Raw genomic sequence first — 23,144 nt, 5'->3', positions numbered from 1 at the left:
CGGGCCACCATCAGGTGGCCTGGTTTTCACACAAGGACACGCCCATGACTGCCACCACCCATTTGATCGATATCGTTTTCCCCGGTGACACCAACCATCACGGCACCCTGTTTGGCGGTACGGCCCTGTCGCATATGGACAAGCTCGCCTTTGTTGCGGCCACGCGCTTCGGGCGGCGCCCTTTCGTGACCGCTTCCTGTGACCGCATTGATTTCACGGCCCCCGCGTCACGGGGCCACCTGATTGACCTGCAGGCTAACATCGTCAAGGCCGGGCGGCGCTCCGCCACCGTGCAGGTAGACATGTATGCCGAGCATCTGCTGACCGGTGACCGGCAGCTGTGTACGCGCGGTCATTTCACCATGGTGTCGCCTGACAAGGACCAGCCGCCCCTGCCCCCGGCTCCGACGGATGAGACCCAACCGGTCGACGAAGACATTCTGTGCAACCGGGTCGAAATGGTGTTCCCGGACCAGACCAACCATTATGGCACGCTGTTTGGCGGCAATGCCCTTGCCATGATGGGCAAGACCGCCTTTATCACCGCCAGCCGCCACAGTCGGCGGGTTTTCGTCATGGCCTCAAGCCAGCGCACGGACTTTATCGCGCCCGCGCAAGGCGGAGAGATTATCGACCTCAAGGGCCGGGTGAAATATACCGGACGCTCGTCGCTGGTGGTCGAGGTTTCCATGACAGCGGAAGACGTGATAGCCGGGGACAGGCGCTTGTGCGCCAGAAGCGAATTTGTCATGGTGGCGGTCGACGCAGCGGGCAAGCCAGAGCCCTTGTCCCTCTGAATTCGGATCCTGTAGCGGCCGCCACCCATGCACTAAAGTCATAGCTGACCTGCCAATTGCTTGATTGTATCACAACCCTCAAGCGCTTACGCTACGCGCTGGCAGCGTTTGACCCATGAGCCGGGCGCTGCCGATTTTGGTTTGAGTATAAGGAAAAGGCCATTTCATGAATCCGTTTCCACTGGTAACCACAGATTGGCTTGCTGAGAAACTTGGCAGTGATGCCACGATCCTACCTGTCGACGCCTCCTGGCATATGCCTGCCGACAAAAGGAATGCGCGCGCAGAATATGACGCAGCCCACATCCCGGGCGCGATTTTCTTCGATATTGATGCCAACATCAAAGTGGCGGCCCACCTGCCCCACATGATGATGCGCGCCGACGAATTTGAAGGCGCTGTGAGGAAGCTTGGCGTCTCCAACAGCAACACCATCGTTGTCTATGACAACAGCAACGTGCGCTCCGCCGCGCGCGTCTGGTGGAACTTCCGTGTCATGGGTCATGAGAATGTCTATGTGCTGGATGGCGGGCTGCAGAAATGGCAAGCCGAAGGCAAGCCCGTGACAGACGCACCGACAGAGCGCGCGCCTGGTGATTTCAAGGCCGCCCTGAAGCCCGACCGCCTGCGCTGTCAGGATGACCTCTACATGAACCTGAAATCGAAAAAAGAACAGGTGATTGATGCACGGTCAAAAGCCCGGTTTGAAGGCACAGAGCCGGAGCCCCGCAAGGGACTTAGGTCAGGGCACATTCCCTATGCCCTTAATGTGCCCTTTTCCTCGCTCTATGCCCCTGATCACACGCTCAAACCGGCGGATGAAATCCGTGCGACCTTCGAAGCGGCGGGCGTGGACCTCGACCAGCCTGTTGTTACCTCCTGCGGCTCCGGCGTCACGGCCTGCGTGCTGAAACTCGCGCTCCTGACCCTTGGCAAACGCGACGTCTCCGTTTATGACGGTTCCTGGACCGAGTGGGGCGCAGACCCTGCCCTACCCGTTGAGACAGGACCCGCGCAAAGCCATGACAACTAAAAAGAAATCCGACACCACGCTCACCGTTACCGGTCGCCGCAAGGAATGGACCCACGGCATTGTGAACCCGCCTGTCTACCGGGCGTCCACCTGCCTGTTTGACACCTACGCCGAATATCGCGAGCGCGTGGCGGACCCGGCAGCCCGTCACCTGTTTTACGGCCGCAAGGGCACGCCGACCCAGTGGTCGCTCGAAGATGCCGTCACGGAACTTGAAAACGGGTCCGGAACGATGCTGTTCCCATCTGGGGTTGCGGCCATCACTACTGCGATCCTGTCGCTTGTGCGCGCGGGCGATCATATCCTGATTACCGACAGCGCCTACGACCCGACCCGGTCTTTCGCCAACGGCCTCCTGAAGATGATGGGCGTGGAGACCAGCTATTATGACCCGCTGATCGCAAGCGGCATTGAAGCGCTGATCAAGGACAATACCAAGCTGATCTTCACCGAAAGCCCGGGATCGCTGACCTTTGAGGTGCAGGACCTGCCGGCGATCATCGATGTGGCCAAGAAGCATGACCTCTTTGTCATCACCGATAACACCTGGGCGACGCCCTTGTTTCTGAACCCGATTTCCATGGGCGCTGATATCTCCGTCAATGCCGCAACCAAGTATCTGGGCGGGCATTCGGACGTGATGATGGGCACGGCGACTGCGGGCGAGCGCGCCTTCCAGAAGCTGCGCCGCACAGCCTATCAGCTGGGCCAGACCGTATCCGCCGACGACGCCTTTCTGGTATTGCGCGGCCTCCGGACGCTGGGCGTGCGCCTCAAACAGCATGAAGAAAATGCCCTCAAGGTTGCGGCATGGCTGAAGGATCACCCGGCGGTCGAACGGGTGCTGCACCCTGCCTTTGAGGATTGCCCCGGTCACGAGATCTGGGAACGCGACTTTGGCGGCTCCACCGGGCTCTTTTCCATCGCCCTGAAAGCCGGCGCCTATGAAGACACGGCGCACATTGTTGACGGCCGCAAATACTTCAAGATGGGCTTCAGCTGGGGCGGCTATGAAAGCCTGATCCTGCCGAGTGACCCATCGAGCGCGCGGTCCGCCACCACATGGGCTTCAGATGGCCCCGTAATCCGCCTGCATATCGGCCTTGAAGACACAGACGACCTGATCGCCGACCTGGAAGCAGGCCTCAGCGCCTACATGACCCATCTGGGGCTCTAAGGCGCACCATGCAGGGCACAGAAGCAATCCTGGGCCCTGGCGGCCTGATCGCCATCTTTCTTTATCTGGCATCACTTCTTGTCATCGGCTGGCGCGCCAACCGCGCGAGCCGGGAAACCAGCCTCAAGGACTATTATCTGGCCGGCAGCTCAATGGGCGCGGTCAGCGTGTTTTTCACGCTCTATGCCACACAGTATAGCGGCAATACCCTGTCTGCCGTGCCCGGCAACGCCTACAGGAATGGCTTCATTGGGCTCAGCATCGTCGTGGCCGTGATGGCCATCGTGCTGGTTTACTATACATACGCCCCTGCCCTGAACCGACTTTCTAAGAAGCAATCCTTTGTTTCCATTGGCGATTTCATCAAATGGCGCTTTGGCAGCAAACCGCTCCTGATCGCCGTCAACGTGATCGCGATCCTGACGCTCATCACCTATGCGCTGGGCAACTTCAAGGCTGTGGGGCTCTTGCTGGAGACCGCCAGTGGCGGGGCGATTTCCTTCCCTGTTGGTATTCTGGTGCTGGCGCTTGTGATGGCCTTCTATGAAAGTCTGGGCGGCCTGAGGGGCGTTGTCTGGACAGACGTCATACAGGGCAGCCTGCTGTTCCTTGGCTGCCTCATGCTGTTTTTCGCAGTCGTCAGCCTGAACGGGCCAGAAAGCGTCACGAACCCAACTGTGCTGGCAGGCAAGCTTACCACATACTTCACGGACGACATCCAGACAGCCAGCTTCCTCAGCATCGTGGTGCTCGTGGCAATTGGTGGTGCTGTTTACCCCCAAGCCATCCAGCGTATTTATATTGCGAAGGATGCCCGTACGCTGAAGCGGTCCTACGCGCCGCTTCTGGTCATGCCTATCCTGACAACACTGCCGATGATCCTGGTGGGTATGAGCGTCGCGGACTGGCGCCCTGAGCTGAGCCGCGAGCAAAGCGAAAATGTCATCATCTATGCTGTTGAGCATATCACCGGCGCCTACCCGTCACTGGCGTGGCTCTTGATCCTGTATCTGGGTGCTGCCATCGCGGCCATCATGTCCACCATCGATTCCGCCATGCTGACGCTGGGGTCGATCGTCACCAAGGATATGATCAGCAGCGATCTGGAGGAAGACGGCGGCAAGCGCCTGTACCGTGTCAGCCGCTATCTGTCCTGGGCGCTGATGATGGTCATGGCTGTGCTTGCAATCGTGCTGCCGCAAACCATCTGGGCGCTTCTGATTTTCAAGTTTGAGTTCCTGATCCAGACGGCCCCGGCCTTTATCCTGGGCGTACGCACAGCGCGGGTGACCACCGGAGGTGTCCTGTGGGGCCTGCTGGCCGGGGTGACCGTTACGCTTGTGCTGAAGCTGTCTTACCTTGTAGGGACGGACTATAGCCACTTGGGCGGCATCCATGCCGGGCTGTGGGGCTTGATGCTGAACTTGCTAGTGATTGCGGTCTGTGCCAGCCGCCAAAAGGCATCCGCAGCCTAGAAGCGCTGCCGGTAGCTGACCTGCAGCTGTGTCTGGACCTGCTCTGCGTCGCGCCAAATACCCTCCCGCGCGGGACGGTTGCTGTCCACATGCAGGAATTCTGCGATCAAATTGGCTTTCTTTCCAACCTTTGCATTGAACGCCAGCGTCCACGCGGTGCCAACCTCATTGTTGTTGTCTTGGCTAACGAACGTGTTGTCATCCACATCGAACCAGTCCCGACGCAGGCTGATGCGGTGCTGGCCCAGCTTTCTGGTCGCCATCACATAGCCTGCCGCAAAATCCGCGTCTACCATGCGCATTCCGTCATAGAGCGTTCCCATCATGGTATTGCCAGTCATGAATTGAGACATGATTTTGATACCAGCTGGAGCCTCCACCTCTGCGTAAACATTCCAGAAGCGGGTATCCCAGGCATACTGATTATGCTTGAAAGTTTCCGGGTCACCGCGATTGTCGTAATAGAATGCGCCCAGCTTGACGCGTTTGGCATAATCCCAATCAAGCGACGCATAAAAGCCCGGGCGACCATCCAGCTCGCGGACCGGGTGAACCCACAAAGGCTGGTCTTCAAGGAACCCGCCCGGCTGGATTGAAGGAACTGGTGCCAGTGGCACCTGACTGAAGGCGCCGGTCTTATAGTCGCCCAATGCCCAGCCCCGGAACGCAAGCAATGAACCCGCCGGATCGTTGAAACCAAAGACGGCGGCTGTCAGCGACAGCTTCTGGTTTTCCAGTCGCAGCGTTGCCTTGCCCTCGAGCGCAAGGGCGCGGATTTCCTCCCCCACCCAGCTATTGATAGCTGAAGGAGTGATGGTGAAAGGACTGGTCCACGCCGCCCCGATATTCTCGCGGGAGATATGCGGAAACAGAAGCCCTGCCCGCGCTTCATACTGCACGCTGGAGGTGGGGACGGGCTTATAATGCAGGAAAGCTTCCACCAGATCAGCAGGCTTATCCTGCTCTGGGTCAAACTTAGCATGCACAAAGGCCTGCAGGTCCCAGGTAATGTCTGACCGGGCCATCAGCGACAGTTCAGCAAGCCTGAAACGGCCTTGCCCTTCGCCCCCACGGTCGCCACCGTACCGCAGCTTGCCAAGCCAGTCATCGAACCAGCTTTGTTCGCCTGAAACAACAGAAAGCCGGGCATCTGCCAGCACTTCAAAGTCGACAGCTGGCAAACCTTCAGCTTCAACAGCTGTCGCAGTGCAGAGAGCAAGGGCAACAGAGAGAGCCACCAAAGGGGTGGCTTTAGGCCGGTCCATACTCACTCTCTTTCAGGAACTCTTCCAGCTCAGCTGGTGGTAGTGGCCGGGCAATATGATAGCCCTGAACAACGTCACAGCCATATTCACGCAGCCGCCCAATGGAATCCTCGTCCTCAACCCCTTCCGCGGTAACCGAGAGGCCCAGGTTATGGCCAAGCTCAATGGTTGACCGGACAAGGATATTGTCTTCGTCGCTTTTCGCCAGATTGAGCACAAACGATTTGTCGATCTTGATCTCACCCACCGGCAGCTTCTTGATGTAGCTGAGCGACGAATAGCCTGTGCCGTAATCGTCAATCGACAGCGCAAGACCCATGGCGCTCAGCATATTTAGAACATCCAGCGCGCGGGCCATGTCATGCATCACAGCGCTTTCTGTCACTTCAAGCTTCAGGAATTCAGCCGGCAGATCATGTTCCCTGAGCAGGGCGAGGATTTGCGCCGGCAGATTCTGGTTCATCAGATCATTGGTGGACAGATTGACCGCCACGGCAAGGTTAAGTCCCCTCGCCCGCCAGTCAGCCGCCTGCATGATTGCCTGCCTCAGCGCCCAGTCGGTCACGTGGCGGATATCGCCCGTACGCTCTGCCATCGGGATGAAATCATCCGGCGGCACAAACCCACGGCTTGGACTGATCCAGCGGATCAGGGCTTCCACGGCAGTGATTTTGCCGCTTTCAAGGTCCAGTTTCGGTTGATAGGCGAATTTTACCTCGCCATTCTTGAGGCCGCCGCGCAGCTCGCTCATCATAGACAGGCGCGCTTTCTGGGAACTGTCGCGATCCGGATCATACCAGGCAAAGCCGCGAGGGGCGCCGCGCCCCTTATCGAGTGCCGCCTGACCATGCCGCAGGAGCGTCGCACCATCTTCACCGTCACCCGGGAACTTCACCAGACCCAGCTTCACACTGGCATCAATAACGATATCTGCCACATCAAAGGGCGTCATGAAGCTGTTAAGCACGAGGGATGCGCGAGTTTCGGCATCTTCGGCGTCGCGCACCAGGAAGCCGAATGCTTCGGTGGAAACACGAGCCACTTCGGTATCGGCCACTTTCTCAATCCGCCGGGCAACGCCTTTGATCAGGTCATTGATATTCTGGTGGTTCAGAACGGTCCGGAGTTCAGGCAATTGCTGGACTTCCGCGATCACAAGCACGAACGAGTCAGACTGATCGATCTCCTGCTGGATCATCTTGTCAAACATCAACCGGTTCCGAAGCCCGGTTTCGGGGTCATGGTATGCCTGAAAGGTGATTTGCTTCTCGCGTTCTTTGACGGCCGAGATCATCTGATTGAAGCTGGATGTCAGGTCCGCAACCTCATCGCCCCTGCTTTCGGTTTCAACCTCTTCATACCTGCCTTCGGCGATTTGCCTGGCTGCCGACGCAAGGTTCGTCAGAGGCTTGGTAACACTGCGCGCCACAACCACGCTACCGGCGATCAAAAGCAGCAGGCTCAGCACAAGCACAGTCACCATCGTGATCACCAACGGATCATATGGCGCCAGCGCCGTATCCATGGAGTAATAGAGCAGTGCCGAGATTTCCTTGCCATCATCCCCGGAGACCAGCGACAAATGGCGGAACATATGCTCCTGATTCATGAATGTTGCCCGAAAGGCCTCGTCTGTGGGCTGGCTGGTCTTCAGAAAGTCTGACAAAGCATCCGCATGGGATGTTGCCGAAGCCACCTGATACTGTTGCCCTTCCGCGCGGTAAAGAAAGCCGATTTCAAGTTCGATGGGCGACAGCCCTTTGATGTCCTGCGCCGTAGCCTTGTCCAGTTCGACGCCGAACGCAACCCAGGCAATGGGAACTGGCGCGCGGACAACCGTAAGAACAAGCTCGAAAATGCGGCCGTCGACCGACACCATGCGCGAGGCCACACCGTTCCGTTCGGCCATCTGCTTCAGGTCATCGCTGATCATCGGCATAGCCGTTGTGGCTTCACCATCCAGGAGTGCAGCAATTGGATTGCCGTCTATATCGGTGATCACCGCCATGTCCGCTTCAAGCCGACGGGCCTGGTTCTGCAACGCAGAGATCACTGTGGGTTTATCATCTGTCCCAAGCGCTTCGCGGAAGCCATAGTCCTGCGCCAGCGCAGTCACGCTTTCGCCCAACGTCCTGACCCGGTAGTTGACGATGCGTTCAAAGACCCGGGCGGAAGCTGCGAGCTGGTCGCGCGTCTGGTCTTCCACGTTGGTGGTTACGGACCGGTAGAACGCCAGCAGGATAATACCCATCACCGCCAGGAATAGCGCGAGATAGACGACTGTCAGTTTGGTCCTGAAACGAAACGCAAGCATCAGTTATAGTCATCCTCTGCTGGCGGCTGCTGAATACTCCGAATGGACCGCAGGTTAATCTGGCCAGATACAGTGCCCCCGTCTGCAGACACTGAAACACTTTTGAGTATCGGGTCTGCGCCTGAAGCAAGGTCCGGGTGCCAGATATGAATATCATATTCGCCCGGTTCCAGTGATTGCACCAGTACTTTACCATCCTCCCCGGTTTTGGCCACGATTGGGTGCTCGCTCACATAGATATAGGCCAGCATATTGTCGTGGATATTGCACCCAAGGGCAACAACGCCCGAGTTTTCAAAATGAATGGTCTTGCTTTCATCCTGGCCATACAGCCGAAGCTCGAACCTTTTGGGCTTGGAAAAGGAATAAACCTGGTGGCGGAACTCATCAAAGTTGGGGAATGAAACCGTTGTACCAACCTGAACCGGCAAGACAAACGGCGAAAACATCGTGCCTTCCTGACGCATCTCGGCGCTGGCTGACGCCGGCACCGGTTGTGTCAGCGTGAATTTTGGCGCGAACGAAACAACTGCATTTGGCACAGGCTGGCCGCCGCTGTCCCTGATTTCAACGGCAAGGTCGGCAGCTGCGACCTGTGGGCCCATAAGCCCGAAGGCCAGCGCAAGCATTCTGAATTTCATTCTAACCCCAACACTAACTGTTTGAATTCAAAAACATATTGAAACAGGTTCTTCTCTTCCAATCAAATAATGGTGACACTGAAACTGTTGTATTCTCGCCATGCCGTGACAGCAGAGTGTTCTGAAAGCCACGAAATCAACTTTGGTTGTCTTGCCAGCCCGGCATTCCAGCGCCAATCTATCGGCTTCTTATTTGTGGGAGGAAACAATGAAAATCACAAGAAAACTGCGGCTGCCTCTGGCCGCCCTGCTTACATCGACAGCCCTTTTGGCCACAACACCTGCCGTGATGCCCGCCCATTCGGCGGACGACGCGCAGGCCACCGTGTGGGACCTGACTGACCTTTATGCCAGCCCTGCGACATGGGAAGCCGAACGCCAGCAAGTCCTTGCGGATATGAAGGAGTTGGACGCATATCGTGGCCGACTCGGGGAAAGCGCAGCCACCCTTCTTGAGGCCGCAGACAAAATTTCTGCGCTGCAGAAATCGGCCCTGCGCCTTCTGGTCTATGCGACCCTGTCGGCAGATGAAGACCTGCGCGTATCCGAAACGCAGGAACGCCGCACCCTTGCCCAGTCGCTTTTCGCCGAACTGAGCCAGGCAACATCATTCATCGCGCCGGAACTTTTGGAGGTCGGGCCAGAGAAGGTGGAAAGCTTCATTGCCGCCGAGCCCGGCCTTGAAAAGCATGCCTTCAACCTCAGGGACACACTCAGGCAGAAAGACTATACGCTCAGCAAGGAAGCCGAAAAAGTATTGGCAAATGCGGGGGATGTATTGTCGGGTCCTGGCCAGATCTATGGTCTGATGACCAATGCCAGCATCCCATGGCCGTCGATTACCCTCTCGAACGGCGAGGAAGTGAAACTTCTGAACCAGTCGGCCTACACCAAATACCGGGCTGTGCAGAACCGCGATGACCGCAAGGCGGTGTTCGATGCCTTCTGGGGCACCTGGAAACAGTATGAAGCCATGCTGGGCGCAACGCTGGCCACCCATGTGAAAGGCCATGTGTTTGGCGCCAAATCGCGCGGCTATGAAAATGCCCTGGCCGCCGCCGTTTCCGGCAGCAATATCCCGACAGACGTTTACCGCACACTGGTGGATACCGCGAATGACAACCTCCCAAGCATGCACCGTTACCTGAAGCTTCGGCAGCGGCTTCTGGGCCTTGAAGACCTGAACTATTACGACATCTACCCGGAAGTAACGGCACTGGACCGCACCTTCACCGTTGATGACGCCAAGGAAATGACGCTGGTGTCGTTGCAGCCGTTCGGCGAGAAGTATCTGAACCACCTGAAGGCAGGGTTTGCGGACGACTGGATGCATGTATTGCCGCAACCCGGCAAGCGGCCCGGCGCTTATATGTTCGGCTCCGCCTACGATGTGCACCCTTATGTGCTTCTGAACTTCAACGGCGGGTTCGAAGATGTTTCCACCTTCAGCCACGAGTGGGGCCATGCAGTCCATACCTTGCTGAGCCGCGAAAACCAGCCATTCGAGAACTTCAGCTATACCACCTTCACGGCAGAACTGGCCTCAACAACCAACGAAGTGCTGCTGCAGGAATATATGCTGGCGAAGGACCTGCCGGACGCTGAGCGGCTTTACTATATCGACCGGGCGCTTGAGGGCATCCGGGGCACATTCTTCCGCCAGACCATGTTCGCGGAATTTGAGTTGAAGATCCATGAGATGCAGGAAGCTGGCGAGGCCCTTTCAGGGTCCAAGATGACGGCTGTGTATCTGGATCTGCTGAAAAAATACCACGGCCACGATGAGGGTGTGATGACCATCGATGAAGCCTACGCCATCGAATGGGCCTATATCCCGCACTTCTACCGCAACTTCTATGTCTATCAGTATGCCACCTCCATCTCGGGCGGCACAGCCTTCGCGGAACGTATGCTGGCCGGCGACAAGACAGCCACCGAGGACTATATCAAGGTGCTGGAAGCCGGCGGGTCGGAATATCCGTATGAGCTTCTGAAGGCGTCGAAGATCGACCTGGCATCTAAAACGCCTTATGAAATCCTCATCGGCCGTATGAACCGACTGATGGACGAGGCTGAGGCAATCCTCGACCGCATGGGCAAATAAGCCTTTGAAATAATGAGAGAAAGCCGGGGCTCGCTCCGGCTTTTTTTTTATTTGAGCGCCCGGACGGCCTTGAGCGCACCCGAGAGAAACTCCCGGCGCACCAGAATCAGCACGATAAAGATCGTCCCGGCGATGAACAGCATCGGGCTGAAGAACCAGCCAAGCGCCGCAAGGCCGAAGAAATTGGCGCGCAGCCCACGATTGAAATGAAAGGCACACAGCGACGCCAGCTTTGCCGCCGCCTCGGTGCGGGCTTCTGCGTCCGCACTCTCAGCGTCATTGTGGGATGCCAGCGCCCCCACCATGATGGCGCAATAGTTCGCCAGCCGGATCGCCCAGGCGAACTTGAAGAAAGCATAAACAAACACGGCCAACAGCAGCGCAAGCTTGAGCGACCACAAAGCCGGTGAAATCTGCACCGCGAACGGCACGCGGGAAAAGGCGTCACTCAGTTGTTCGTTATAGGCAATACCCGCAATCAGGCCGCCAATGACGAAGATATTGGTGGACGCGAAGATGCTGATACCGTTCATCAGGATCTGCAACACATTGCTGTCCAGCATCCGCAGTTCACGCCGCCGGGCCTCGTGCATCCAGTTGCGGCGCTGCCGGTCCATGGCTGCCGAAATGGAATAGCGCTGAAGGGGGCTGTGGTCTGCCACCAGGCCATAAAGCACAAAGGCCAGCAAATAGATGCTGAGCGCCAAAAGGTCGGCATTGCTGAGAAGATCGATGAACGGCATGAACTGGGTCCCGGTTGCTGCTTTTCGGCTGAGGCTAGCGTAAGGCCAAGGCGAAACCCAGCCCAAAATGAAAGGCGCCGCCACGGGGCAGCGCCTTCAGGCCATTCATACATGTCTGCTAGCTGTATAGAATATCAATTGCTGATAGGTCAGAGACCGCGAGGCCGCTTAACAGCAGGCTATCGCCGCCGCCCAGATCAATCAGCAGGCCATCTGCGGTGTCGGTTGCCGCTGCCTGAACACTGGCGAGGTCAGTAAAGTCTGTGGTGGTATCGCCAAAGTCCAGAATGTCCTCGCCTGTGGTGAAGCCGTCGATCTGATCATCGCCGCCGCTACCGGAAAAGATGAAGACATCAGCACCGTCACCGCCACGCAGGGTGTCGTCACCGCCACCGCCTGTGAGTGTATCATCGCCAGCGCCACCATAAAGCGTGTCACCGCCGCTGCCACCGGTAACCATATCATTGCCGCCACCGCCATAGATTTCGTCGTTGCCGCTGCCACCGGTGACCACATCGTTTTCAGAACCGCCGAAGATGACATCATCGCCATCACCGCCATCAAGCGTGTCGGCGCCGGTTTTCCCGGCATAGATCACATCGTCGCCGCCAAAGCCCGAGATATTGTCGTCATCATCACCGCCGCCGAGCTCATCATTGCCCGCCGCGCCAAAGACAAAGTCATTGCCGCTGCCTGCCCACAACTGGGCCTTCGATGTCTCGCTGGTATCGGCAGAGCCGTTTGTCCAGCCGCCGCCCGCGATTGTATCATCGCCGGCACCGCCGAACACCACATCCGCACCTGTCCCGCCATCAAGCAGGTCATTGCCCGCCCCACCGCCGATGGTGTCGTTGCCGCCACCGCCAAACATCCGGTCCGCGCCAGTATCCCCCGCGCCTGCCCAAAGGGCATCTGCGCCAAGGCCGCCCATCAGCGTATCATCACCGTCATTGCCACGAAGCGTGTCGTTGCCCAGGCCGCCTGTCAGCTTGTCATTCCCTGCGTTCCCGGCCAGCAGATTGTCGGCATCGTTCCCCGTCAGGGTATCGTCACCCGATCCGCCAAGTGCACGCTCGATGGTAATTTCCGGGGGCGTGAAAACTGTATCAATCTTGTTTTTGGTGTCGGCGCCGCCGAACATCCGAACCGTGGTCCCAACGTTACTCCATGACCCAGGCGTCAAGTCCAAGTGGAGTGCCTTGATCTGGCTGGATGCATCATAGGTATCGATGCCACCAGTATCCCAGATGGTTTCATAATATTGGGTACCACGCTCGAAGGTGTAGGTGGTGTTGCCGTTATTGCTCTCAACCGCGCCATACAGGTGCTGCAACGCCAATATGTCATAGTACATGTAAGTCGTCGGGTAGAAATCCAGAGAAAAGATGTCCGTGTCGACCGACGAGTTATAGGACATCACGGTATATTCAAGGCCGTCATATTCAGCTGGCATCACAGCGCCCGACCCATCGGTATCGAATGTATGCTTCAGGCCGACTGCGTGGCCTAGCTCATGCAGCAGCACGGTATGGAAATAGGAACCGCTGCCGCCTGTATCCTGATTTTGGGTCAGGAACCAGATGTCTCCCGCCTGAGAGGAAGAGAATGGCAGGTAAGCCCAGGCTGCGGCATCTTCGTCCGCCAGGTCTGTCCAGGCAGGGCGGATCACGCCAGCGCTTTCAGCATTATCCGGCACTTCGGTGAAGACAATATTGGCAAAGCCGGAAATTTGGGCAAGCGCATCATCAAACAAGGCTTTTTCCGCATTTGTCAGATAACTGATCCCCGCCCAGGGCTCTGCATCCGGCGATTCCGGGCCATACCCGAAATCCGGGTCCTGGGAATAAAGGCTGCCAGAGGTAGGGTAGCTGTATGTAACTTCAGTCGGCTCGCCGCCTTCAAGGTTCTTGTAGCGCCACAGTGACAGAAGTGCATCAACTTCGGTGACTCCACTTGCCTCTGTTTGGTCAGCGAAAGCTTCGGAAAAAGGCGTGGAAACAGACCCTTCATACACGCCATAGCTGAAGGTATAGGTGCCGGAAGGGTCATAGCCGTCAAACGGTCCGTCCCAACTGCCTACGGAGATATAGTAAGTGCCACTTGCCTCTGGCGTGTACACCAGCAGGCTTTCCCGACCGTCACCACTGTCGTCATCCTCAAGCCCGAGCGAATTGCCGTTAGAATCGTAGATGCCCTTGATAAAAGGGTCCTCAAGCGTCCCGTTGTTTGACAAAAGGCCCCGCAGGTTGAAACCGTACGTCACTCCCGCAGTCAGCGTGACAGCAATCCAATCCTCGTCGCCGACGGACTCGATCGTTCCCTCGAACTCTTCGCCCTCATCCACAGAGGCTGTCGTCGTCAGGTCATTTGCAATATCGGTCACTCAATTCACTCCGCTCTTCGCCCCTGGGAAGGGGGCCAGTTATACCACCATGCCCCAGACAAAAACAGTGTTGCGCTCAATTGAACCTATTGCCGGCACCTGCGCATTTCCGCTTGTCTTCCGCCCAACTCCGCCTCTGGCCTGTTGGTATAGAGTTGACGCCACCCCCAGGGGAAAACCGCTATCCTAATTTTCAACTTGCCCTTCAAGTCGCATCACAGCGAAAATAGCCCGCATCCTTTAAGGATACGTTGAAGCAATAGGATATGGACCAATAATGGTGATCTCGAGGTATAGTCTGTGGTGCATTCTGGCGTTTTTTGTGTTGGCTTCGCCCTTCACGAGCAACGTATCAGCGGCCTCCCCTGACGTGACGCGCGGCCAGCAACTGTTCCAGACCTGCGTTCGATGCCACACCATCAGCAAAGACGGCGAGCATCGCTTCGGGCCAAACCTGCATGGCTTGATGGACCGGGGTATCGCCGGGGCGCCCGACTTTCAGTATAGCCCTGCCCTGTTGGCTGAAGGCGGTGCCTGGACCCGGAAATCGCTGAATGCATTCATCGCCAAACCACACCTTGCAGTGCCTGACAATGATATGCCCTATTCGGGCCTGATGAGCCCACATGAGCGCGCAGACCTGCTGGACTGGCTGATTGATGCATCAGCTAACGCCAACCTGTCCGCGGATGTAGACAGGCCCCTAACGGGTGCAGACAGCGGCAATGCAACGATCGGCAAGCGGCTTTTCCGCACATGCAAGGCCTGCCATTCCCATGAGGCCGATGCCCCACACGAAATCGGCCCCAATCTCTTTGGCGTTATGGGGCGCCCCATCGCCAGTGCGGACGGATTTGATTATGCTGGAAATCTTGTCAAGGTAGAGGGCGCCTGGACGCCGGAACGCCTGGACCGCTTCCTGCTGGCCAAAAAAGAGTTCAAACAAGGCACCCACCGCGCCTTCAAGACCCTGCGCGGGCCGATCGACCGGGCAGACCTGATCGCTTACCTCGCCACCCTCAGGAATGAAGCCCAATAAAAAGCCCCCGCAAACGCGAGGGCTTCGGGCAAGACTGACAATGGGCAAGACTGACAATGGGCAAGACTGGCGATCCCGCGAGGAGCGATGAAATTCTTTAATGTCAATGACTTACATTGACTAACCTACGAATTTCGCTCATTGAATTCATTTATGAATTTCGAATTTTGACTAACCTTTTTCCCTGCCAATTTCTACTCGTCGCCCTCGTCAGGAATGATTTCGTGTAACGCTACCACACGGTAGAAACGTGGCTTGTCATTCCGATCTGTTTCAACATTTACATCCACTCTGTACGATGCTTTGAATGGATTCAATTGAGGGTCTTGGACAAGATCGCTGACCCGCTCCCGATCAAGTTCGGACACAAAGTGAACTGCCAAGTCCTGATTGCTGATCGATTTGATAATCGCGCGATAACCCGTGCGCCCTTCAGACTTGGGTTCATCAATATTCGCCTGATGAAAATACATCAGAACATTTTTGTAGTCGGCTTCGCCTGTCTGCTCGAATGCTTGGGCTGCCAACAGAGCTCCCCGGCGACTGTCCAAAGCATCTTCGTGACTGAATGTAACCGCCAGTTTCTCGGAGGCTTCCCCTGTGGTGGCCTCATACTCAATTACTGATAGGCCTAGGCTTCCGTTTTTGTTTTTCGACGCTGTTTTCAATATGTCCGCAATGGAGTTGGTCTGTCGTTTCGTATAAGGCACTTCTGCGGCATTGACGGAACCGGCCTTTGCGACGCCACCGAAGTAATCAATCGCCCCCTTCAGATTTTTCACGAAATCAACAAAGATGTTCGCGTAGTCCATCGTGGAGAAGAATTGACCAAGAAGGGCGGTAGCGCTTCCAAGCTCCGCCAGAATACAGTTGTTTTCGATCTTCGTGACATAGAGCTTGACGTCCGCATCCTTGACCTTGCCGCCAGCAGTTCTGACGCGCTCGATTAAGTGGGCGCGATATTCCTTGGCGATTGCCTGGAATGACAATGTTAACTCTACCAACTCTATTGGTTCGTGAACGTTGAAATGTAGCTTGATTCTTGCGTCGCTCATTCCTACGGACATGGCTTCCCCCCATTCATTTTTTCTTGTTACCTAGACTAAACGCAAAAGTCATGAATGTGAATCCCCCAAATTCTCAGCATCTTACTTCCTTCGAATTCTTGTAGCCGACAAGTTGTTGTAGGATTCAACATGACAAATAAAAACAAAGGCTTAGCCTGACTTACCGCCGAGATATGTCGGAGTTAGCCAAGCTAAGCCATTGAAATATAAGGAAAGTGGCGATCCCGCGAGGACTCGAACCCCGAACCTGTTGATTAGAAGTCAACTGCTCTATCCAGTTGAGCTACGGGACCGCTATCTTGGAAACTTATTTGAAGTTGTCGGCGTAGGCCTGAATGTGGCGCTTCTTCTTGTGAACCGGCTTCACCTCGTAAGGAACGCCGTTGCGCTCAGCGTAAGCTTGCGCGGCTTCAAGGCTTTCGAACTTCATTCTGATCTGGCTGCGCATATCCGCAGAGCTGGTCCAGCCCATAAGCGGATCGATCTTGCGCGCGAGCTCAGGCTCGAACTCCAGAATCCACTGGTGCGTATTCGCCGTGCCAGACTGCATGGCATTCTTAGCAGGTTGGTAAATGCGTGCCTTCATCATAGAGCCCCATTGGTTCACCAACACCGCCCATTTGGGCGGCAAACAAATCACGTGCCAGCCTACCGTGGCTGACGGCTGCGCACCCTATCCCAAAGTGTGGCGAAAGGGAACACCGAAATATGCTATCCCGGCCACCTGATGCCAAGAAAAAAGAGGCCTCGCCGATACCGGCAGAGGCCTCTCTCTTACTCTCCTCCTGATAAGGAGAGAAATGGTCGGGGAGACTAGATTCGAACTAGCGACCCCCTGTACCCAAAACAGGTGCGCTACCAGGCTGCGCCACTCCCCGACGCCCGCGCTTTCTAATGTTTGGCGATTTTGAATGCAAGCGGAAAATTCAAAAAAAATCCAAATATTTTCCCGCGCCCTCAGGAATGCAGTTTGCGCCTGTAGCGCGCGACGTTTGCGGGCTGCGATCCATCCGGCAATACCACTGACTGGGTGATCTCCATCACCGCACCGTCTTCCACAAGCACGCGCCTGGCTGTCATCAGCTCCCTGCCCTTAAAGAAGGCCTTGCTGGTCAACTCATTGGGGTGAGGCACAGAAACCGACATGGAGTCGATCAGGTCATCACCGGCAAAGGGCCGAGCTTCGCCGTCTGGAATGCCGGAAAAGCTGAAGGAATGATCTTTTCCGTCGCTGTCCTGCCAACTGATAACGAACACCAGGCCTTCCTGGCTTTCACTGATCGCATAGCCACCCGAGACAGGCGCTTCACCCTGGCCATAATGCGATTCAGCGACATCAAGCTGCCATTCACCCAGAAATCCGGCATAGATTTTTTCGACAGTCATTGGATTCCTTCCCGGCATTTGCCTGGCATTCAGTGGTAAAACAAACGGCGCTTCCCCTACCATGCCCCGCACGCAAAAACCAGTGACGGTCCTTCCTCACGCCTCAATGCAACTATAAGAAAACATTTTCCCGCCATAATTTCACATATTATGGTATGTGGATGATGGCCAAGATATTGGCTGTCGCATATGATTGGGGGGATCATGGCAACCAAAACCAAAGGATCGTGGCGTGGAGCCACAAAGGGCGAAGGCGGCGCACAAGCAGCTGGCCGGGACCCTGGCGCTTTGCCTGAAAGCGGTGAAGCAATCATCAATTCAGTGGCAATCGGCACACCGGTGCCTGGCGGCGGTGAAGCCGACGCACCCAGCGTTTCTGTCAGTGTCGACCTGGTGGACACTATGCTGGCAGCCATCACAGACGTTTCGGTGCTGCTGGTATCCCCAACCGGGCGCACCGCTTCAGCCTCAGCCGACAAATCAGACGGTGACAACCTGCAGCTGCTGACCATCGAGCTGGACGAATATGACCCGAGCGGGGAATGGGCACTGGCACAAGTCACGGTGACATTCGATACAGAAGCCAACCCTGACCTGCCCGCGTCCCACGTTTTTGAAGCTGATGCGATCTCAAGCCTGGCAGAGACCCGGTTCGTGACACTGGATGTGCCAGACGAAGACCGAGCAGCGCCGGAAATCACCAGCCTGGACCTGCCAAGTCGCAGTTTCACTATCGCGTCAGACAATCCTTTTTCCACGGGGGATGACGATTCCGTTGAGATCAGCTTCACGCTGAATGTAGCGGACCCGTCGTCTGGCCTGAACCTGATAGAATTTGAGTTTGATATTGGCGAGGGTTCCCCAGCAGTCGCAGGCGGCGAATGGGGCCTGTTCGGCGACATTCCCGGCGGTGAAATCGGCCTGTCTACCTTCAACACCGAAGCCCCGGCAGGCGACTATATATTGACCCGCCTCAGGATTTCCGACGATCAGGGCAACACCCACCTGCTGGGTACTGACAAACTGCAGGAAATGGGATTTGAGACCATCATCAACGTGGCGGCGCGCGCGGCCCTTGAGGATTCGTCAGCCCCGGCGGTCTCAAGCTTCTCCCTTGCCCAAGCTGTGACCGTCGGTGCAGATGGTGGCAGCCTGGTGCTTGCGTTTGAAGCCACCGATAATGGCCTCGACGACACAGGCGTTACCAGCGCCTCCCTGACCCTCAGGAGCGACAAAGGCGGCCTCTACCAACTGAACGCCCCAGCGGTTCTCAATGACGACAACACAGGTGGCACCGCCACTTTCGCCTTCAATGGGACTTTCCCTGCCGGCAATTTTACCGTTGAGCGCCTGTCCCTCAATGATGCCGCCTACAACCGGGCGACACTTGCACTTACTGACCGTAGTTTCACTGTCATCAACCCTTATGGTGGCGACAGCGGTGCCAACAGGATGATTGGCGACGCCGCCGCGAACGTGATAGCCGCCCGGTCCGGGAACGACACGGTGATTGGCGGCGACGGCGACGACAGCCTGACCCTGGGAGACGGTAATGACATCAGTTGGGCGGGGGCCGGTGACACAGGCAGCGACACAGTGATTGGCGGTGCCGGCGATGACATCATCGGGGGCGGCGCCGGGAACGACCTGATCATTGGTGGTCAACTGAGCAGCAGCGATATTCGCGATTTGGTTTTTGTGGCCTATGAACAGCGTCTGGACGGTGAGGATTCCATCTTCGGCGGCGCCGGCGATGACACAATCCACGGCGGCAATCCCTTGCTGGACGGCGAAACCGACGACAGCGGCAAGCCGTATGATTATGGCTCCACCGCCAGGAACGTCCTCTATAGCGGTACAGGCAACGACAAGGTGTATGGTGCGCGCGGCGATGATGTCATTGGCGGCGGCCAAGGTGATGACATCATCTTCGGCGGTGACGGCCATGACGTCATTTATGGCGGCAAGAATGATGGGGCCGACACCGGCATCAATGACGTGATTGACGCCGGTGAAGGCAATGATGTGGTCTTCGCGTCCGGCGGTGATGACGAGGTTTCTGGCGGTGCCGACAATGACACGCTCTTTGGTGGTGCGGGCGACGACAGCCTCGCCGGCAATGGTGGCCACGATGTTCTTTATGGCGGAACCGGCGACGATATCCTGTCTGGCGGGACTGGTGGTGATGCTTTCTATTTCAAGGAAGGCAGTGGTGCCGACACAGTGCTGGACTTCGGCCTGGGCGATGACACACTGATGCTTGAGGGCTATAGCGATCGGTTTGACAGCATCGCAGAAATCGTTGGTTCAGCCCACCTTGCCACACAAAATGGCGTCACAGGGCTGATGCTGGAACTGGGCGAAGGCAACAGCATTTTCTTGGTCGGGATCGACAAGATCACCGACCTGGTGATCGTGCTTTAGCGGCTTTCCCGTGGGCGGATTGTCTTGAACAGCCCGCTCACGCTTGCCACCGCTCGGTCGCCCGCACGCATCTCGCCCGTCACAGCAACAAGGCCGTCATCAATACCAGTGACGCAAGCCCGCCCCTCTAGCCATTCATCCTTAAACGCCGGGCCGATAAAATCGGTGGTCAGGCGAACGGTCACGAACGGCGGCTCAGCGACAGCAAAGACAGCCGTTGCCAGCAGGATATCTGCAAACGTCATGATCATGCCGCCGTGGCAGGCGCCGCCCGCATTGATGTGGCGGTCGGCGACGCGAAACCCACGCACCTTGCCACTATCGTCTGTCTTCTCGAAAATCGGCCCGTTTTCCCAGCCAAACGGACTGTTGGACAGGATAGGTTCGAACCCGGCAGGCGGGTTGGCTGCCGCCACCATGTCCGGTGTCGCACGCCGTGGCCCCGGCCCCATCAACGGGACCCCAGATTGTCCAGGAAATCATGCCGCACGGTATCCCCTGGTTTGATGCCCAGCGCACGGGCCCGCCCGCCAGCAATCTCCAGCACGGCAACAGCTGGCGCCAGCGACTTGCGAGGCGTCAGTGTTCGAGGCTCGGCATTCTCAACAATATTGATGATCGTGCCATTCTCGCGGATGAAGATTATGTCCAGCGGGATCAGCGTGTTTTTCATCCAGAAGGAGCGCATATCGGCTTCCGGAAAAATGAACAGCATGCCTTTGTCAGGATCAAGCTTTGCCCGGAACATCAGGCCGCGCGCCTGCGCGGGCGGTGTCAGGGCCAGCTCCACGGAAAATTCGTGGGAGCCATTTTGGCTTTCCACTTTGACCGAACCCATATCGGCTGCTGCATGGGTGCTTGCGCTTAGCACAATAAGAAAAAGCGACAAGAAAAAAGCGCCGATCGCCCATCCTTGTCGCATATTCGTTTTAGTGCGCTTCATAGCCGACGGATGCCTCACGCATCCCCCGGAAGCGCGATTTGTGCCACAAGCGGCCCCCGTTCACCGGTACCGATACGAACCCGCACTTCCTGGCTGGGTTCAAGGTCAGTCAACCCTGCCCGGCGAAGCGTTTCAATATGCACGAAGATATCCTGCGTGCCCTCACCGCGGGATACAAAGCCATACCCCTTGGTGCGGTTGAACCATTTCACCACGACATCTTCAAAATCCGGAGATACATCGATGTCCATACCAGGATGCGAGAAGGATGAGCGCCCCAGGTCCTCCGGCGCAACAGCCGTGGACAGATCCAGCGACTGAACTTCGGTCGCCTGACGTCCTTTGTCACGCACAACGGCCTGACAAACAACTGTTGTTCCTTCGGGCACCGAGCGGCGTCCGACATCTCGTAAAACAGAAAAATGCAATAGCACATCGCCGTCTTCGTCATCGGGTACGATAAAACCATACCCCTTCACGGCGTCAAACCACTTGACCCTGCCAGTCACAAGCTGGCTCACTTCATCGGGCCGTTCCTCAGAACAGATCGTACTACGGCCGTCCATACCATTCCCCCCTTAGGAATACCCTGCACAGGCACTAAAGATTAGCAATATCAGGCAATGCTAGTCATAAAAAACGGCGCCCGCAACACTTTTGTCGCAGGCGCCGTAAAGCAACTTATTGTTTAGCAGGCGATTTTTTAGTGATGACCGCCCTTTTTAGGCTCGCCAACCTTCTCGGAATGATGCTCGATATAGTGGTTATCATACAACTTTTCCGTCATTGGTTCAAGGAAGTTAGCCACGCCGATGTAGCCAACAACGGACATCACAATCGTGTATGGCAGCGCCATTTTCACCATTGTCATGTAGGACAGGCGAATAAGCGGTGCCAGCGCAGATGTCAGCAGGAACAAGAAGGCTGCTTGCCCGTTTGGCGTTGCGACAGACGGAATGTTGGTACCGGTGTTGATTGCAACAGCCATCAGGTCGAACGTGTCACGGGTGATCACGTCGTTAGCCAGCGCCTTCGCCATTTCACTGACGTAAACAGTCGCCACAAAGACGTTATCTGAAATCGCCGACAAGAATCCATTTGCGATATACAGGGCCGTGATCTGGCCGTGGCCATCAAGGCCAAGAACGAAATTGGTCACCGGCGCAAACAGGCCGTTATCGGCGATCACACCCACGACAGCAAAGAACACCACCAGGAGCGCTGTGAACGGCAGGGCCTCTTCAAACGCATGACCAATCTGGTGTTCTTCGGTGATACCTGTGAAGGCGGACGCCAGCACGATAACCGACAGGCCGATGATACCAACAGCCGCGAAGTGGAACAGAAGTGCCACAACCAGCCACACGCCAACGATACCCTGGATTGCGAGGGATGCCTTGTCCCGTGCGGTACGACGCTCACTTTGGTAGGCGTCATAGTCTGCAATGACATGCATCACCTTCGGCGGGATTTTGGCGCCGTAGCCCATGACACCCGTCAATTCAAGAACCACACAGGTGGTCAGGCCTGCAATCAGGACAGGCGCCGTTACTGGCAGCATGCGGAAGAAGAACTCCACGAATTCCCAGTTTGCCTGAGTACCGATCAGAATGTTCTGTGGCTCGCCCACCAGTGTCATCACACCACCAAGCGCCGTACCAACAGCTGCGTGCATCATCAGACTGCGCAGGAACGCCCGGAAACCTTCAAGGTCGTCATGGTTAAGCTTGTCCAGCTCGCCGTCATGCATATGGTCGTGATCGTGGTGGAATTCCTTGCCCGATGCCACCTTGTGGTAGATCGAGTAGAAACCAACCGAAATGGCAATGATAACAGCGGTCACCGTCAAGGCATCAAGGAATGCCGACAAGAAAGCTGCCATGAAGCAGAAAATAAGGGAAAGAAGCACCTTGTTCCGCACTTTCACCAGGATCTTGGTGAAAACGAACAACAGCATGTTCTTCATGAAGTAGATACCGGCAACCATGAAGACCAGCAGGAGGATAACCTCAAGGTTCGCCTCGATTTCGTGCTCGAGCGTCGCAGGCGAGGTCATGCCGATAACGACAGCCTCGAATGCCAGCAGGCCACCCGGCTGCAAGGGATAGCACTTCAGTGCCATCGCCAGGGTAAAGATGAATTCAAGCACCAGTGCCCAACCCGCAATATACGGATCAACCAAATAAAACAGGATTGGGTTGATGATCAGAAACGCCAGAATGGTAAACTTGTACCATTCGGCTGAGTTACCCAGGAAGTTCCTACCCGCTGGGTTCGCGAAAAGCGACGCCATAATTTATCCCTTTATTACTGTTCAGCCATTTTTACAGGCAAAAGTTACAGGGCTTGCTTT

General features: G+C 56.5%; 19 protein-coding genes and 2 tRNA genes. 7 read left to right on the top strand and 14 right to left on the bottom strand.

Features of this window, described 5'->3' with window-relative positions; genetic code table 11:
• Positions 1–44: 44 nt before the first annotated feature.
• From B3Z17_RS02285 to B3Z17_RS02270, 4 genes are all read left to right on the top strand, one after another.
• Positions 45–797, top strand: coding sequence for an acyl-CoA thioesterase (locus B3Z17_RS02285; RefSeq protein ID WP_286828412.1), 753 nt, complete (start codon positions 45–47; stop codon positions 795–797).
• Positions 798–963: 166 nt separating this feature from the next.
• Positions 964–1,830, top strand: coding sequence for a 3-mercaptopyruvate sulfurtransferase (gene sseA / locus B3Z17_RS02280; RefSeq protein ID WP_286828411.1), 867 nt, complete (start codon positions 964–966; stop codon positions 1,828–1,830).
• A complete protein-coding gene (gene metC, locus B3Z17_RS02275; protein WP_286828410.1) occupies positions 1,820–3,007 on the top strand; it encodes a cystathionine beta-lyase in 1,188 nt (395 codons plus the stop codon). The genes sseA and metC overlap by 11 nt, the downstream gene beginning before the upstream one ends.
• A gap of 8 nt (positions 3,008–3,015) precedes the next feature.
• Positions 3,016–4,482, top strand: a complete 1,467-nt coding sequence (locus B3Z17_RS02270; protein ID WP_286828409.1) for a sodium:solute symporter family protein — start codon at positions 3,016–3,018, stop codon at positions 4,480–4,482.
• Here B3Z17_RS02270 and B3Z17_RS02265 read toward each other — a convergent pair.
• From B3Z17_RS02265 to B3Z17_RS02255, 3 genes are read right to left on the bottom strand one after another with little or no spacing between them, the layout of a single operon-like run.
• Positions 4,479–5,747, bottom strand: a complete 1,269-nt coding sequence (locus tag B3Z17_RS02265; protein ID WP_286828408.1) for a hypothetical protein — start codon at positions 5,745–5,747, stop codon at positions 4,479–4,481. The two genes, B3Z17_RS02270 and B3Z17_RS02265, sit on opposite strands and share 4 nt — an antisense overlap.
• Positions 5,734–8,061, bottom strand: coding sequence for a bifunctional diguanylate cyclase/phosphodiesterase (locus B3Z17_RS02260; protein WP_286828407.1), 2,328 nt, complete (start codon positions 8,059–8,061; stop codon positions 5,734–5,736). The genes B3Z17_RS02265 and B3Z17_RS02260 overlap by 14 nt, the downstream gene beginning before the upstream one ends.
• Positions 8,061–8,702 carry a hypothetical protein gene (locus B3Z17_RS02255; RefSeq protein ID WP_286828406.1) on the bottom strand — a complete coding sequence of 214 codons (642 nt, stop codon included), beginning with the start codon at positions 8,700–8,702 and terminating at the stop codon, positions 8,061–8,063. The genes B3Z17_RS02260 and B3Z17_RS02255 overlap by 1 nt, the downstream gene beginning before the upstream one ends.
• Positions 8,703–8,910: 208 nt before the next feature.
• Between B3Z17_RS02255 and pepF the strand changes: the two genes are divergently transcribed.
• Positions 8,911–10,806 (top strand): oligoendopeptidase F, encoded by a 1,896-nt coding sequence (gene pepF / locus B3Z17_RS02250; RefSeq protein WP_286828405.1) that lies wholly within the window; start codon positions 8,911–8,913, stop codon positions 10,804–10,806.
• Between the two features lie 47 nt (positions 10,807–10,853).
• Here the strand turns inward: pepF and B3Z17_RS02245 are convergent, their stop codons facing one another.
• Together B3Z17_RS02245 and B3Z17_RS02240 are read right to left on the bottom strand one after the other, a co-directional pair.
• Positions 10,854–11,549 carry a DUF599 domain-containing protein gene (locus tag B3Z17_RS02245; RefSeq protein WP_068305504.1) on the bottom strand — a complete coding sequence of 232 codons (696 nt, stop codon included), beginning with the start codon at positions 11,547–11,549 and terminating at the stop codon, positions 10,854–10,856.
• Between the two features lie 118 nt (positions 11,550–11,667).
• Positions 11,668–13,932, bottom strand: coding sequence for a M10 family metallopeptidase (locus tag B3Z17_RS02240; RefSeq protein ID WP_286828404.1), 2,265 nt, complete (start codon positions 13,930–13,932; stop codon positions 11,668–11,670).
• Between the two features lie 322 nt (positions 13,933–14,254).
• On the opposite strand from B3Z17_RS02240, the gene B3Z17_RS02235 reads away from it, so the two are divergent.
• Entirely contained in the window at positions 14,255–14,971 is a 717-nt protein-coding gene (locus tag B3Z17_RS02235) for a c-type cytochrome (RefSeq protein WP_286828403.1), read from the top strand.
• 194 nt (positions 14,972–15,165) lie between these two features.
• On the opposite strand, the gene B3Z17_RS02230 is transcribed toward B3Z17_RS02235, so the two are convergent.
• From B3Z17_RS02230 to B3Z17_RS02210, 5 genes are all read right to left on the bottom strand, one after another.
• Positions 15,166–16,038, bottom strand: a complete 873-nt coding sequence (locus B3Z17_RS02230) for a hypothetical protein (RefSeq protein WP_286828402.1) — start codon at positions 16,036–16,038, stop codon at positions 15,166–15,168.
• Between the two features lie 216 nt (positions 16,039–16,254).
• Positions 16,255–16,331, bottom strand: a tRNA-Arg gene (locus B3Z17_RS02225).
• Between the two features lie 14 nt (positions 16,332–16,345).
• Positions 16,346–16,624 carry an ETC complex I subunit gene (locus B3Z17_RS02220; RefSeq protein ID WP_068305499.1) on the bottom strand — a complete coding sequence of 93 codons (279 nt, stop codon included), beginning with the start codon at positions 16,622–16,624 and terminating at the stop codon, positions 16,346–16,348.
• Between the two features lie 215 nt (positions 16,625–16,839).
• A tRNA-Pro gene (locus tag B3Z17_RS02215) sits at positions 16,840–16,916 on the bottom strand.
• A 79-nt stretch (positions 16,917–16,995) separates the two neighbouring features.
• Positions 16,996–17,424 (bottom strand): hypothetical protein, encoded by a 429-nt coding sequence (locus B3Z17_RS02210; RefSeq protein ID WP_068305497.1) that lies wholly within the window; start codon positions 17,422–17,424, stop codon positions 16,996–16,998.
• A gap of 204 nt (positions 17,425–17,628) precedes the next feature.
• On the opposite strand from B3Z17_RS02210, the gene B3Z17_RS02205 reads away from it, so the two are divergent.
• Entirely contained in the window at positions 17,629–19,848 is a 2,220-nt protein-coding gene (locus tag B3Z17_RS02205) for a calcium-binding protein (protein WP_286828401.1), read from the top strand.
• Here the strand turns inward: B3Z17_RS02205 and B3Z17_RS02200 are convergent.
• The 4 genes from B3Z17_RS02200 to nhaB form a co-directional block, all read right to left on the bottom strand.
• Positions 19,845–20,300, bottom strand: a complete 456-nt coding sequence (locus B3Z17_RS02200) for a PaaI family thioesterase (RefSeq protein ID WP_286828400.1) — start codon at positions 20,298–20,300, stop codon at positions 19,845–19,847. The genes B3Z17_RS02205 and B3Z17_RS02200 overlap by 4 nt on opposite strands.
• Positions 20,300–20,686 (bottom strand): DUF192 domain-containing protein, encoded by a 387-nt coding sequence (locus B3Z17_RS02195; RefSeq protein WP_286828399.1) that lies wholly within the window; start codon positions 20,684–20,686, stop codon positions 20,300–20,302. Before B3Z17_RS02195 ends, B3Z17_RS02200 begins: the two co-directional genes overlap by 1 nt.
• A 119-nt stretch (positions 20,687–20,805) precedes the next feature.
• On the bottom strand, positions 20,806–21,357 hold the full coding sequence (locus B3Z17_RS02190; protein ID WP_068305490.1) for a cold-shock protein: 552 nt from the start codon (positions 21,355–21,357) through the stop codon (positions 20,806–20,808).
• Between the two features lie 137 nt (positions 21,358–21,494).
• Positions 21,495–23,084, bottom strand: a complete 1,590-nt coding sequence (gene nhaB / locus B3Z17_RS02185; protein WP_286828398.1) for a sodium/proton antiporter NhaB — start codon at positions 23,082–23,084, stop codon at positions 21,495–21,497.
• Positions 23,085–23,144: the final 60 nt, after the last annotated feature.

Origin of the sequence: Kordiimonas sp. UBA4487 (genome assembly GCF_002389025.1) — a bacterium.
GTDB classification, from domain to species: Bacteria; Pseudomonadota; Alphaproteobacteria; order Sphingomonadales; family Kordiimonadaceae; genus Kordiimonas; species Kordiimonas lacus.
Note: the sequence above shows the minus strand (reverse complement) of the source record. Positions and strands in the feature narration are given on the sequence as shown.

What these genes read in the sequence shown, in the direction of transcription:
- nhaB (WP_286828398.1), bottom strand. Translation starts at nt 23,084, where the DNA reads ATGGCGTCGCTTTTCGCGAACCCAGCGGGTAGGAACTTCCTGGGTAAC.
- B3Z17_RS02230 (WP_286828402.1), bottom strand. Translation starts at nt 16,038, where the DNA reads ATGTCCGTAGGAATGAGCGACGCAAGAATCAAGCTACATTTCAACGTT.
- B3Z17_RS02190 (WP_068305490.1), bottom strand. Translation starts at nt 21,357, where the DNA reads ATGGACGGCCGTAGTACGATCTGTTCTGAGGAACGGCCCGATGAAGTG.
- B3Z17_RS02220 (WP_068305499.1), bottom strand. Translation starts at nt 16,624, where the DNA reads ATGAAGGCACGCATTTACCAACCTGCTAAGAATGCCATGCAGTCTGGC.
- B3Z17_RS02285 (WP_286828412.1), top strand. Translation starts at nt 45, where the DNA reads ATGACTGCCACCACCCATTTGATCGATATCGTTTTCCCCGGTGACACC.
- B3Z17_RS02265 (WP_286828408.1), bottom strand. Translation starts at nt 5,747, where the DNA reads ATGGACCGGCCTAAAGCCACCCCTTTGGTGGCTCTCTCTGTTGCCCTT.
- B3Z17_RS02260 (WP_286828407.1), bottom strand. Translation starts at nt 8,061, where the DNA reads ATGCTTGCGTTTCGTTTCAGGACCAAACTGACAGTCGTCTATCTCGCG.
- B3Z17_RS02255 (WP_286828406.1), bottom strand. Translation starts at nt 8,702, where the DNA reads ATGAAATTCAGAATGCTTGCGCTGGCCTTCGGGCTTATGGGCCCACAG.
- B3Z17_RS02210 (WP_068305497.1), bottom strand. Translation starts at nt 17,424, where the DNA reads ATGACTGTCGAAAAAATCTATGCCGGATTTCTGGGTGAATGGCAGCTT.
- metC (WP_286828410.1), top strand. Translation starts at nt 1,820, where the DNA reads ATGACAACTAAAAAGAAATCCGACACCACGCTCACCGTTACCGGTCGC.
- B3Z17_RS02270 (WP_286828409.1), top strand. Translation starts at nt 3,016, where the DNA reads ATGCAGGGCACAGAAGCAATCCTGGGCCCTGGCGGCCTGATCGCCATC.
- B3Z17_RS02245 (WP_068305504.1), bottom strand. Translation starts at nt 11,549, where the DNA reads ATGCCGTTCATCGATCTTCTCAGCAATGCCGACCTTTTGGCGCTCAGC.
- sseA (WP_286828411.1), top strand. Translation starts at nt 964, where the DNA reads ATGAATCCGTTTCCACTGGTAACCACAGATTGGCTTGCTGAGAAACTT.
- B3Z17_RS02200 (WP_286828400.1), bottom strand. Translation starts at nt 20,300, where the DNA reads ATGGGGCCGGGGCCACGGCGTGCGACACCGGACATGGTGGCGGCAGCC.
- B3Z17_RS02205 (WP_286828401.1), top strand. Translation starts at nt 17,629, where the DNA reads ATGGCAACCAAAACCAAAGGATCGTGGCGTGGAGCCACAAAGGGCGAA.
- pepF (WP_286828405.1), top strand. Translation starts at nt 8,911, where the DNA reads ATGAAAATCACAAGAAAACTGCGGCTGCCTCTGGCCGCCCTGCTTACA.
- B3Z17_RS02195 (WP_286828399.1), bottom strand. Translation starts at nt 20,686, where the DNA reads ATGGGTTCGGTCAAAGTGGAAAGCCAAAATGGCTCCCACGAATTTTCC.